General features: G+C 61.0%; 10 protein-coding genes and 2 tRNA genes. 4 read left to right on the plus strand and 8 right to left on the minus strand.

Annotation, left to right across the window (positions count from 1 at the left end):
* Positions 1-182 precede the first annotated feature (182 nt).
* The 3 genes from JY500_RS13390 to JY500_RS13400 are packed head-to-tail and all read left to right on the plus strand — an operon-like array spanning position 183 to position 2,442.
* Positions 183-1,178: a zinc-dependent alcohol dehydrogenase family protein gene (locus JY500_RS13390; RefSeq protein WP_246479625.1), complete on the plus strand. Its 996-nt coding sequence runs from the start codon at positions 183-185 to the stop codon at positions 1,176-1,178.
* Positions 1,179-1,219: 41 nt separating this feature from the next.
* Positions 1,220-1,822, plus strand: a complete 603-nt coding sequence (gene lexA, locus JY500_RS13395; protein WP_172198710.1) for a transcriptional repressor LexA — start codon at positions 1,220-1,222, stop codon at positions 1,820-1,822.
* Positions 1,819-2,442, plus strand: a complete 624-nt coding sequence (locus tag JY500_RS13400) for a hypothetical protein (protein WP_206253103.1) — start codon at positions 1,819-1,821, stop codon at positions 2,440-2,442. Before lexA ends, JY500_RS13400 begins: the two co-directional genes overlap by 4 nt.
* 6 nt (positions 2,443-2,448) lie before the next feature.
* Here JY500_RS13400 and JY500_RS13405 read toward each other — a convergent pair whose 3' ends face one another.
* Complete coding sequence (locus JY500_RS13405) at positions 2,449-3,645, minus strand: methyltransferase (RefSeq protein ID WP_206253105.1); 1,197 nt, start codon at positions 3,643-3,645, stop codon at positions 2,449-2,451.
* Between the two features lie 115 nt (positions 3,646-3,760).
* On the opposite strand from JY500_RS13405, the gene fabI reads away from it, so the two are divergent.
* Positions 3,761-4,546, plus strand: a complete 786-nt coding sequence (gene fabI, locus JY500_RS13410; RefSeq protein ID WP_206253107.1) for an enoyl-ACP reductase FabI — start codon at positions 3,761-3,763, stop codon at positions 4,544-4,546.
* A 95-nt stretch (positions 4,547-4,641) separates the two neighbouring features.
* Here the strand turns inward: fabI and JY500_RS13415 are convergent, their stop codons facing one another.
* The 7 genes from JY500_RS13415 to clpP all read right to left on the minus strand — a co-directional run bounded on the left by JY500_RS13415 (position 4,642) and on the right by clpP (position 11,768).
* Positions 4,642-6,540, minus strand: a complete 1,899-nt coding sequence (locus tag JY500_RS13415; protein ID WP_206253109.1) for a SurA N-terminal domain-containing protein — start codon at positions 6,538-6,540, stop codon at positions 4,642-4,644.
* 65 nt (positions 6,541-6,605) lie between these two features.
* Positions 6,606-6,682: transfer RNA gene (locus JY500_RS13420), tRNA-Asp, on the minus strand.
* Positions 6,683-6,706: 24 nt separating this feature from the next.
* Positions 6,707-6,782, minus strand: a tRNA-Val gene (locus tag JY500_RS13425).
* Between the two features lie 46 nt (positions 6,783-6,828).
* Positions 6,829-7,116, minus strand: a complete 288-nt coding sequence (locus tag JY500_RS13430) for an HU family DNA-binding protein (RefSeq protein WP_281391263.1) — start codon at positions 7,114-7,116, stop codon at positions 6,829-6,831.
* A 212-nt stretch (positions 7,117-7,328) separates the two neighbouring features.
* The gene (gene lon, locus JY500_RS13435) at positions 7,329-9,746 is read right to left on the minus strand and encodes an endopeptidase La (RefSeq protein WP_172198694.1); all 2,418 of its coding nucleotides are present in this window, start codon (positions 9,744-9,746) and stop codon (positions 7,329-7,331) included.
* Positions 9,747-9,823: 77 nt separating this feature from the next.
* A complete protein-coding gene (gene clpX, locus JY500_RS13440; RefSeq protein ID WP_206253111.1) occupies positions 9,824-11,089 on the minus strand; it encodes an ATP-dependent Clp protease ATP-binding subunit ClpX in 1,266 nt (421 codons plus the stop codon).
* Positions 11,090-11,117: 28 nt separating this feature from the next.
* Positions 11,118-11,768, minus strand: coding sequence for an ATP-dependent Clp endopeptidase proteolytic subunit ClpP (clpP, locus tag JY500_RS13445; RefSeq protein WP_172198688.1), 651 nt, complete (start codon positions 11,766-11,768; stop codon positions 11,118-11,120).
* Between the last annotated feature and the right edge of the window lie 6 nt (positions 11,769-11,774).

Below are 11,774 nucleotides of genomic sequence, written 5' to 3' on the forward strand. Positions count from 1 at the left end.
AGTGCGGCGCGACGCAGCCCGGAGCCAATGCTGTGCCTCCCGGGTGTGGGCCGGATTCTACCGGAAGTCGATCTGCCCCGACGCCGCACTCCATGCCGCACCTCCTGCGCCATGCGCCCGCAAGTCCACTAGGATTAGATCAAGCCACGCTGCACCACAAGCATCCGACATCAGGAGGTCTCATGGTTCGCACGTCCCGCGCAATGCAACTGCAACACCCGAATCAAGCGCTCGTCGAAATCGAACGCGCTGTGCCGCAGCCAGCATACGGCCAACTGCTCCTTCGCGTCGAAGCCTGTGGCGTTTGTCGCACAGATCTCCACTTGGTCGACGGCGAACTGCCGCAAGCGCACACGCCCATCGTACCGGGACACGAGATCGTCGCGCGAGTGGAGGCTGTCGGGGCAGGCGTTGGCGGCTTCAGTCGCGGCCAGCGCGTTGGCGTGCCCTGGCTTGGCTGGACATGTGGCCGATGCGCGTATTGCGTGAGCGGCCGCGAGAACCTGTGCGATCAGGCGCGCTTCACCGGATGCCAGATCGACGGCGGTTATGCGGAACACTGCGTCGCCGACGCGCGATACTGTTTCGCGCTGCCGGATGGCGTCGACGCCGCCTCCTTGGCGCCGCTGCTGTGTGCAGGCCTGATCGGCTACCGCGCGCTCAGCATGGCCGGCAGCGGCACACGAATCGGGCTCTACGGATTCGGTGCGGCGGCCCACATCGTCGCCCAGGTGGCACGCCAGCAAGGCCGCGAGGTGTATGCATTCACCCGGCCGGACGATCACGAAAGCCAACAATTCGCGCGTTCGCTCGGTGCGGTGTGGGCGGGAAATTCGGACGTGGCCGCGCCCGAGCAACTCGACGCGGCGCTGATCTTCGCTCCGGTCGGCACGCTGGTGCCCAAGGCACTCGCAGCGCTTCGCAAAGGCGGTGTGGTGGTCTGTGCCGGCATCCACATGAGCGACATTCCGGGCTTTCCCTACGCAGCACTTTGGGGCGAACGTCAGATCCGCTCCGTCGCCAACCTCACCCGTCAGGATGGCACCGCATTCCTTGAACTCATGCGCCAGCATCCGGTGCATACCGAGGTCACACGCTTTCCGCTTGCACGCGCAAACCACGCCCTCGCACAGCTACGCAACGGCAAGCTGCAGGGCGCAGCCGTCCTGATCCCCTGAGCTCGCTTGCGCAACAGCTGTTTCTGTACAAAAATACAGTCATGACGCACGCATCCGACCTTACCCCTCGCCAGGCCGAAATCCTCGACCTGATTCGGCGCACCGTTAGAACAGAGGGCCGCCCTCCGACACGGATCGAAATCTGTGAGGCTTTCGGCTTCCGCTCTCCCAATGCTGCGGAAGAACACCTGAAGGCACTGGTCCGAAAAGGCGCGATCGCGATGGAAGAAGGGCGAGCACGGGGTATCCGCCTGCTTGAAGAAACGGGCCTGCCGGTGGTGGGCCGCGTCGCAGCGGGCAGCCCGATTCTTGCCAGCGAAAACCTCGAACAGCGCCTCGATGTGGATCCCGCGATGTTTGCACCTGCGGCCGACTATCTGCTGCGGGTCAAGGGGCTATCGATGCGCGATGCAGGCATTCTTGATGGCGATCTGATCGCGGTTCATCGCACGCCGGAGGCCCGCAATGGCCAGATCGTGGTTGCGCGGCTCGGCGACGACGTCACCGTGAAACGGCTGGAGCGTCGCGGCAGCAGTATCCGCTTGCTGGCCGAGAACCCGGACTTCGCGCCAATCGAACCCCACCCTGACGAGTTTCAGTTGGAAGGCATTGTCGTTGGCCTGATCCGCAACGGCTTCCATTGATCAGCACCGTGCCCAGCCCTTTGCCCCTGAGCGATGGCGAGCGTTTGCTTGCCCGCAGCCGCCGTTTTTTCTTGCTGACTCTGGTCTTGGCGATCCCGACCGCACTGCTCGGTTGGCAGCTCTTGCCAACCTGGTCCCACATCGCAGCGCTCGAAGGCGCTGCGTTCCTTGCGGCAGCCACCGCATTCGGACTCGGCCTCATCGTGCTACCGCTCGGCACTATCGCCAGCCTCGTTGCAGCGCTTTTCCTGCGCACCGAGAGCAATATCCGCCCTGGAAGGCAAAGCCGCGCCAACGCGGCCGACTTGGTCTGTACGATCGGCGCCGTCATGACCAGCCTGCTCCCGGCCAGCTGGCCCGCCTCAAAAGCCTTGCGGGCCCTCCTCACCGGCGGGATTACGATCCGCCAGCCGATCGAACATCATTTCAGCATTAGCAGCGATCCCCTCGCCTTCTGGGAGAACGTCACCTTCTGGTTGCTGGCTGCCGCTGCCCTAGCGGGTCTGGCTGCCTACTTCTGGCGCTCACGTTGGCTTGCATATCGGACGCGCGTCACTATAGAGCCGGCCGCAGCACAGGCACTCAACCAACAAATTAAGCCCGAAGGCGCTCCGAGATAGGGGTGGTCAGCCCGGCGCCGTGGCGTTCAGCAGCAAATTGCGCGGCGTCAGCATGCGGTCACAGAAAGCGTCAATCGACACACGGAACCCGGCGTCGATCAGGGGCGTCGCAAGGTCGCAGACCAGCCACAACTCCATCACCCGTCGAAACGCGAGGCGGACGGCCGATCGCCGCATCATCACGTCGAATCGACGCTGGCCTTCTTTGAGCAGTCCAGACAATGCCGACGACGGCGGACTCGCTAGCCCCTCCCGATCGCAGATGCGCGCCATGAATTCGGAAAAAGGCTGAAGCATCCAGGCCGACGGCACCGGTTTGAAAGTTTGATAGCCGCCGCCCGAGGCCTCGCGCCATGCCACAAAGGCGAGCTTCCATTGCGCAGCGCGATCCCGCTCTCGGACGTTGCGGTCCGGCGCTGTAACCGTCTCGGTCACCGCGAGGTGGAGTTCATCGCGAGATACGCGCAACCGGGAATCGGAAGAAAACGGGCAGTATTCGATCTCTCGTAGGCGGTAGTAGCAACACGGAGATATCGCCACCCCAGCTGCGCCGCCCCCGGCCGCCGCACTGACCAGGTCGCGATGCAGGTCGCCACAGGCATGCAGCGCCATCACGTAACGCCCAGCCACCATCGCCGCGGCTTCTGGCCTTAGCGCATCACCCACCACAAAGGTCTGCCCTGCAGCCCTGGCTCGCTCGGCCAATCGTTCTCCCGCGTGACACAGCGCCGGATCGATCTCAAGCGACGTTACGTCCACACCACGGGTCATCGCGACAAGACGCCCGAGGTGCCCCTTGCCCGCACACCATTCGAGTACGGCCGCCGGCGGCTTACCAACCGCACTCGCGAACGCCTCGATCTGCGCCAGCTTTCGCCCGGGCACACCCCATGCGGAACGAGCCTCAACATTGCCGCCAACTCGGGCAAGCGCTGCCACATGAATCAGACCCGAGCGATAGCCGGGAATCGCCACACGATCCGAGAGCCATTGCACCAAAGCACTGTTATCGCCAAGTAGCTGCGCCAGCGCGCCCATCGGCATACACTGAAGTTCTGCATCAAGTTCCGGGAACGCATCCACCCACTGCGGCCGTTCGATGCGAAACGGCATCTCGCGCCAGAACGGGGCCGCCGCAAGCAGCACGGATTCCAGTTCGATCCGCCTCGCTGTGATCGCCTGATTCGTGAGGGCCTCCGTCATACCTTCCAGCAATTCATATACTGGTATCAATGGCCCTTCATTGCGGCCGTGACAGGGTTAAGGGTTCAGCGCGGACCTCCGATATAATCCCGGGTCCGCAACAAGGAGACTGTATATGGGTTTTCTCGCCGGCAAACGCATCCTCATCTGCGGCCTGCTCAGCAATCGCTCGATTGCTTACGGTATTGCCAAGGCCATGCATCGTGAGGGCGCACACCTTGCCTTCACCTACCAGAACGACCGTTTCCATGAGCGGATCAGCAAGTTCGCGGCAGAGTTCGATTCGGACATGATCTTCCCCTGCGACGTCGCCGACGACGCGCAGATCACGGACCTGTTCGACGCGATTGCCAAGCGCTGGGACGGCCTGGATAGCCTTGTGCATTCGATCGCGTTCGCGCCCAGCGACGCGCTTGAGGGCGACTTCCTCGACGGCTTCTCGCGCGACGCATTCCGAACCGCCCAGGAAGTCTCCGCATACAGCTTCCCTGCGCTCGCCAAGGCCGCACGCCCACTCATGAAAGGGCGCAACGGCTGCTTGCTGACGATGTCCTATCTGGGCGCGGTTCGCTCCCTGCCGAACTACAACGTTATGGGCCTCGCCAAGGCAAGCCTTGAGGCGTCGGTGCGCTACATGGCAACCTGCGTCGGCCCAGAAGGTACCCGCGTAAACGCCATTTCCGCCGGGCCGATCAAGACCCTTGCTGCATCGGGCATCGGCAATTTCGGCAAACTGTTGGCATTCAACGAACGGAATGCGCCGCTGCGTCGCAATGTCACGATTGAAGAAGTCGGCAACGCCGCCGCCTTCCTGTGCTCGGACCTGGCCTCCGGTATCACAGGCGAGATCATGTATGTCGATGGCGGTTTCAATACCACCGCACTGGCCGCAGCAGAATAGTCGCCAAACAGGTGCCGTCGCGCTGACGGCACCTCACAGGCAAAAAGAAACGGGCCCGATTGGGCCCGTTTCTCTATTCAGCGGCAGAAACGCTATCAGTCCTTCGCCTCGAAGGCCTTGGCGCTGAACTTCACCGAATAGCGATCCTTGAGCGCCTGAACGTAGGCACGCAGATCCTCTTCTGCAAGCAGACGGCCGTACTGACCGGCAAGCGCAGTGCGGCGCGGGTCATTCGCCGCGAGTTGCGGCTTCGTCACCTGGCTGATACGGAACACGGCAAAGCCTTGGTTCGGTACCGCCACACCCACATAGGCCGGCAATTTGTCGACCGGCGTCCGGAAGACCGCCTTCAGCGCCTCAAGCGGAAGCGGGCCCGGCTTACCACGCGAAACAGCACCACTCGGCCCCCACTTGGCGTCAACCGCCTCGCCCTTGCTGAGCTTTGCGATCTGCGCTTCGCCATCTTTGGCTGCCAGCTTGATTGCTTCCTCGGTGGTCAGCTTCTGTTCAATGGCTGCACGCACCTCTTCGAACGGACGCACTGCCGCAGGTTTGTGCTCAACCACGCGGAGTGACACGAGCGTGTTGTTACCCAAGTCAATGGCTTCCGTATTGCGTCGATTCTTCAAGGCATCCGCTGCGAACAACGCAGCCATGACTTTCTCATTGTCGAACGGCGCAGGTCCCTTGCTACCCTTGATGATCCAGTCACTCTGGTGCAGCGCGAGCTTGTACTTGTCGGCCGCCGGCTTGAGGCTGTCCGGCTGTTCGTACACGGTATTGCCAAAACTGTCGGCGATTTCCGCGTAGCGTTTCGCTGCAGCCGCACGCTTCAGTTCCTGCGCAATCTCGGCCTTGGCCTGATCGAAGGACTTGGTACCGCCACCACGCACCTCTTCCAGACGGATGATGTGATAGCCGTAGTCCGTTTCAACAACGCCACTCAACTGCCCCGGCTTGAGTGAGTACGCAGCATCTTCAAACGGCTTGACCATCGCGCCTCGGCCGAAGAACCCGAGATCGCCACCATTCGCGGCCGAACCCGGATCCTGCGAGTTGGCTTTTGCAAGCGCGGCGAAGCTATCCGGCTTCTGCTGCAATTGCTTGAGGAGCGCCTCCGCCTTTTCCTTGGCCGCAGCACGCTTGGATGAGCCGGCATCCTTCGCCGCTTCGATCAGAATGTGGCGCGCGCGGCGCTCTTCCGGCGCCGAGTAACGATCCTTGTTGGCATCGTACTGCTTGCGGATTTCGTCATCGCTCACCGTGGCCTGCGCGGCCAACTCGTCTTGCGAGAGGAGCACGTATTCGACCTTGATCTGCTCCGGCGTCTCGAAACGCGAGCGATTGGCCTCGTATTCCTTCTTGGCAGCGCCATCCGCGAGTTTGACCTGCGGAACGTAAGTGGCTGCCGAGAGAGACCACATCGAGACTTCGCGGCTTTCATCCTGAAGCTCAAGCCAACGATCGATCGTCGCCGCCGGTACAATCGCCGACCGGGCAAGGCCGCCAATCAGTTGCTGCTGGGCCAGATCCTGCGCAAGGCCAGACTCGAATCGATCGACCGAGTAACCGCGCGCGGCGAGCATCTGCTCGTAACGCTTCGGCGAAAACTTGCCGTTCTCTTGGAACGCGGGAATGCCTGCGATCGCCTGACGCAAAGCGTCGGGTGCAGCGCGCATCGCATTTGCATCCAGCTGCAAGTGGAGCAGGCGCTGATTGACGAGCCCCTCAACCACCGAGCGCTTCAGTTCAGGGCGCTGCAGCATCGCCGGATCGAAAGCCTCGCCCATCTGGCTACGCAGACGATCCTGCTCTTCGCGCAGCGCCTGATCGAGCTCCTGCTGGGTGACCTTGCTACGGCCAACCTTGGCCACAAAATCATCGCGCCCGATATTCTGCAGATAGGACTCGATGCCGAAAAACGCGAAAGTAATCGCGATGAGCGCCAGGAGCACCTGGACAATGCGCTTATTGTTGCGGACTGCGTCGAACATGCTGCGATCGGGGGACCAAGAAAAGTTATGGATACAAAAAAGGCGAACTCACGTTCGCCTCGATTTGGCGGAGTGGACGGGACTCGAACCCGCGACCCCCGGCGTGACAGGCCGGTATTCTAACCGACTGAACTACCACTCCGCGCCTAGTTGTCCAGCCAAGGGCTGGTGGGTGCTGACGGGCTCGAACCGCCGACATTCGCCTTGTAAGGGCGACGCTCTACCAACTGAGCTAAGCACCCGCTCTGCTGAGCGCCGCCGTAAATCTGCGGCAATCAGTAAAGCGAATTAGTTTACCGCATCCTTGAGCGCTTTGCCAGGGCGGAACTTCGGAACCTTAGCCGCCTTGATCTTGATGGTCGCGCCAGTTCTCGGATTACGCCCGGTACGCGCTGCGCGCTTGCCGACGGAGAACGTACCAAAACCAACCAACGTCACATCGTTGCCCTTTTTGAGCGACTGCTTGACTGCAGCGATCGTCGCGTCCAGCGCGCGCCCTGCTGCTGCCTTGGAAATTTCGGCCTGCTTTGCGATGACCTCGATCAACTCGGATTTGTTCACAAAAGCCCCCTCAATTCTTCGGTAGTGGGAAATGGGATCCTGCAAGCCAATGCTGGCGCGGGTTTCGGCACCCCACGCATCCACAAGCCTGTCAGGGCTTTATAAACGAGCCGAAAGCACGGTGTCAAGCCGCTTTGCGGCAAGGCTGAGCAGGGTCAGACGCCAGAAAAACAAAGGGCCGGACACTTCAAAAAGTGTCCGGCCCTCTTCTAGTGCCAGCGGCTGGATCAGTGTTTCAAGAGCGCCGCCGACAGCTCACCCTCAGCCTGCGGCGGCGTCGCGGCATCCTCCGTGACAACCTCGTCGATCGGCTCAGGTTTGCGCTCCAGCGCAAGCTCCAGCACCTTATCGATCCACTTCACCGGAACGATTTCCAGGCGGTCGCGAATCTCAGGAGGCAGATCCTGAAGATCCTTGACGTTTTCCTCAGGAATCAGCGCAGTCCGGATACCACCACGAACCGCGGCGAACAGCTTCTCCTTCAGGCCGCCAATTGCCAACACCTCACCACGCAGGGTGATCTCGCCCGTCATCGCGACGTCAGCCCGGACCGGGATACCGGTCAGCACCGACACCAAGGCGGTGGCGATCGCGATGCCCGCCGACGGGCCATCCTTCGGCGTCGCACCCTCGGGCAGGTGAATGTGAATATCGCTCTTCTGGTAGAAGTCGTCAGCGATGCCAAGCTGCTTGGCGCGCTTTCGGACCACTGACAGCGCAGCCTGAATCGACTCCTGCATCACTTCGCCCAGCTTGCCGGTCGTCAGAACCTTGCCCTTGCCCGGCAGAACGACCGACTCAATCGTCAGCAGCTCGCCACCCACTTCGGTCCAGGCAAGACCGGTGACTTGGCCAACCTGATTGTCTTTCTCGGCAACGCCAAACATGTAGCGACGCACGCCGAGGTACTTGTCGAGGTTCTTGGCGTTCACCACGATCTTGCTGCTACGGGCACGAAGCACGATCGACTTGACGACCTTGCGGCAGATCTTCGAAATCTCGCGCTCAAGGCTCCGCACGCCGGCCTCTCGGGTGTAGAAGCGAACGATGTCGCGGATTGCATCCTCGGTTACCGACAGCTCCTCGCGCTTGAGGCCGTTGTTCTTCATCTGCTTCGGAAGCAGATAGCGCTGCGCAATGCTCACCTTCTCATCTTCGGTGTAGCCAGACAGCCGGATGATCTCCATGCGATCCAACAACGGCGCCGGGATGTTCAGGCTGTTTGCCGTCGCAACGAACATGACGTCCGAGAGGTCGTACTCCACCTCGACGTAGTGATCAACGAAGGTGCTGTTCTGCTCCGGATCAAGCACCTCAAGCAGGGCGGAGCTTGGGTCGCCACGGAAATCGGCACCCATCTTGTCCACTTCATCCAGCAGGAACAACGGGTTACGAACCGCAACCTTGGTCATGTTCTGCAGAATTTTGCCCGGCATGGAGCCAATGTAGGTCCGGCGATGGCCACGAATTTCCGCCTCGTCGCGCACACCGCCCAGACTCATGCGAACGAACTTGCGGTTTGTCGCTTTCGCGATCGATTGGCCGAGCGAGGTCTTGCCAACACCCGGAGGGCCGACAAGGCACAGAATCGGCGCCTTCAGTTTGTCGACACGCTGCTGGACAGCAAGGTACTCAAGAATCCGCTCCTTGACCTTCTCGAGGCCATGATGATCCTTGTCGAGGATCTTCTGCGCCTCGGCGAGATCCTTGCTGATGCGTGACTTCTTTTTCCACGGCAAACCAACGAGCGTCTCGATGAAGTTACGAACGACCGTTGCCTCCGCCGACATCGGCGACATCATCTTGAGCTTCTTGAGCTCGGACTGCGCCTTTGCGGTCGCCTCCTTGCTCATGCCGGACGCCTTGATCTTTTTCTCAAGATCCTCGAGATCCGCGCCCTCTTCGCCCTCGCCGAGCTCCTTTTGAATCGCCTTTACCTGCTCGTTCAGGTAGTACTCGCGCTGACTCTTCTCCATCTGGCGCTTGACGCGACCACGGATGCGCTTTTCGACCTGCAGGATGTCCAGCTCGGTCTCAAGCTGAGAAAGCAGACGCTCCATCCGTTCGATGACACTGACGAGCTCAAGAATGCTCTGCTTCTGCTCAAGCTTGAGCGGCAAGTGCGCGGCGATGGTGTCAGCAAGGCGGCCCGGTTCGTCGATACCTGACAGCGAAGTCAGGATCTCCGGCGGAATCTTCTTGTTCAGCTTCACGTACTGGTCGAACTGCGCGAGGATCGCGCGGCGCATGGCCTCGACTTCATGGTTCTGAACTTCGTCGCCCTTGAGCGGCACAACCTGTGCAACGAATACCGTGCGCTGGTCTTCGACCGCATTCAGCTGGGCTCGCTGCGTCCCTTCAACCAGCACCTTGACCGTGCCATCGGGCAGCTTGAGCATCTGAAGGATGTTGGCGATACAGCCGATCTCGTAGAGATCCTCGGCGCTCGGCTCATCCTTGGCGGCAGACTTCTGGGCAACAAGCAAAATGCTCTTGCCGGCCTCCATTGCATTTTCAAGCGCCTTGATCGACTTCGGGCGCCCGACGAACAACGGAATAACCATGTGGGGGAACACGACCACATCCCGCAGCGGCAGCAGCGGGAGTTCGATCTGTTCCTGGGGGAGGTCAGGCAAGCTTGACATGTCCGTTTCCTTCTTGGCGAGTACCGGGGATATGGGGATCCCCGGTGCGCGTTTCAAGCCGACCTGTGAGGGCCGGATCAGTTGGAGCCGGAAACCTTCGGCTGGTCAGCGTAGATGAGAATCGGCTGTCCGGTACCTTCGATCGTGCTGTCGTCGACGACGACCTTGGACACGTTTTCCATACCGGGCAGCTCGTACATGATGTCGAGCAGCGTCGCTTCGATGATCGAGCGAAGCCCACGCGCACCCGTCTTGCGCTTGAGTGCCTTGCGTGCAATCGCTTGCAGCGCGGTCGGCCGCACTTCCAGTTCGACGCCTTCCATCGAGAACAGCTTCTGGTATTGCTTGACGAGTGCGTTCTTTGGCTCGACCAGAATCTGGATCAGGGCAGCTTCATCGAGTTCCTGCAAGGTCGCGACGACCGGCAGGCGACCGATGAATTCCGGGATCAGACCGTACTTGATCAGATCCTCTGGCTCGACTGCACGCAATGCCTCACCGACGTTGCGGGAGTCCCGGCTCTTCACGGAAGCGCCAAAGCCGATACCCACCGTTTCGGAGCGATTGCGGATGACTTTTTCCAACCCGTCGAACGCGCCGCCACAGATGAACAGGATGTTCGTCGTATCGACCTGTACGAAATCCTGGTTCGGATGCTTGCGCCCGCCCTGCGGCGGCACAGCAGCAACCGTACCTTCGATCAGTTTCAGCAGCGCCTGCTGCACGCCCTCGCCCGACACATCGCGCGTGATCGACGGGTTGTCCGCCTTACGCGAAATCTTGTCGATTTCGTCGATGTAGACGATGCCCTGCTGCGCCTTCTCGACGTCGTAGTCGCACTTCTGCAGCAGCTTCTGGATGATGTTCTCGACGTCTTCGCCAACGTAACCGGCCTCGGTCAGCGTGGTCGCGTCGGCCATCACGAACGGCACGTTCAGCAGACGTGCCAGGGTTTGGGCAAGCAGAGTCTTGCCGGAGCCGGTCGGGCCGATCAGCAGGATATTGCTCTTCGAGATTTCGACATCATCGCTGCGCGACTGGTGGCGCAGGCGCTTGTAGTGGTTGTAAACGGCAACAGAAAGAATCCGCTTTGCGGGATCCTGCCCGATCACATACTGGTCGAGAATCGCACCGATCTCTTTCGGGGTCGGCAAGTCCGCACGATCGGCCTTGGCCGTGGCATCACCGCCGACTTCATCACGAATGATGTCGTTGCACAGCTCGATGCACTCGTCGCAGATGAACACCGACGGGCCCGCAATCAGCTTGCGGACCTCGTGCTGGCTCTTGCCGCAGAACGAGCAATACAGCAGCTTTTCAGCGCCGGTCTTTTTTTCAGCCATGCTCGCGTCTCGCTAAATTACGTCTTCTTTACTCGCCGACCTGAACCCGGCTCGACAACACCTTGTCGACCAAGCCGTAGGTCACGGCGTCCTCGGCCGACATGAAATTGTCGCGATCGGTGTCACGCTCGATCTGCTCGACCGTCTGCCCGGTGTTACGAGCCAGAATGTCATTGAGCTTGGCACGCAGCGAGAGAATCTCGCGCGCGTGGATTTCGATATCGGACGCCTGCCCCTGGAAACCACCCAGCGGCTGATGAATCATGATGCGCGAGTTGGGCAGCGAGATCCGCTTGCCCTTCGCACCGGCAGCCAGCAGGAACGCGCCCATGCTTGCCGCCTGCCCGACGCACAGCGTACTGACGTCGGGCTTGATGAACTGCATGGTGTCGAAAATCGCCATGCCGGCCGTAACCGACCCCCCGGGGGAGTTGATGTAGAAGTAGATATCCTTGTCCGGATTGTCTGCCTCAAGGAACAGCAACTGGGCGACCACCAGATTGGCGGTCGCGTCATTGACCGGGCCGACGAGGAAGACGATGCGCTCCTTCAGCAGCCGCGAGTAGATGTCGTAGGCACGCTCGCCACGACCGCTCTGCTCGACGACCATCGGCACCAGACCAAGACCCTGGGGTTCCCAGTCCGACTGCCACGAAGCGCTGGTTCGGTTACGGTTCATATAGCC

The sequence above is a fragment of the Niveibacterium microcysteis genome (genome assembly GCF_017161445.1).
Taxonomy (GTDB): domain Bacteria; phylum Pseudomonadota; class Gammaproteobacteria; order Burkholderiales; family Rhodocyclaceae; genus Niveibacterium; species Niveibacterium microcysteis.

Excerpts from the sequence above, each read along its gene's own strand:
- JY500_RS13390 (WP_246479625.1), top strand. The coding sequence starts at position 183 with ATGGTTCGCACGTCCCGCGCAATGCAACTGCAACACCCGAATCAAGCG.
- fabI (WP_206253107.1), top strand. The coding sequence starts at position 3,761 with ATGGGTTTTCTCGCCGGCAAACGCATCCTCATCTGCGGCCTGCTCAGC.
- clpP (WP_172198688.1), bottom strand. The coding sequence starts at position 11,768 with ATGAACCGTAACCGAACCAGCGCTTCGTGGCAGTCGGACTGGGAACCC.
- lon (WP_172198694.1), bottom strand. The coding sequence starts at position 9,746 with ATGTCAAGCTTGCCTGACCTCCCCCAGGAACAGATCGAACTCCCGCTG.
- lexA (WP_172198710.1), top strand. The coding sequence starts at position 1,220 with ATGACGCACGCATCCGACCTTACCCCTCGCCAGGCCGAAATCCTCGAC.
- JY500_RS13415 (WP_206253109.1), bottom strand. The coding sequence starts at position 6,540 with ATGTTCGACGCAGTCCGCAACAATAAGCGCATTGTCCAGGTGCTCCTG.
- clpX (WP_206253111.1), bottom strand. The coding sequence starts at position 11,089 with ATGGCTGAAAAAAAGACCGGCGCTGAAAAGCTGCTGTATTGCTCGTTC.
- JY500_RS13405 (WP_206253105.1), bottom strand. The coding sequence starts at position 3,645 with ATGACGGAGGCCCTCACGAATCAGGCGATCACAGCGAGGCGGATCGAA.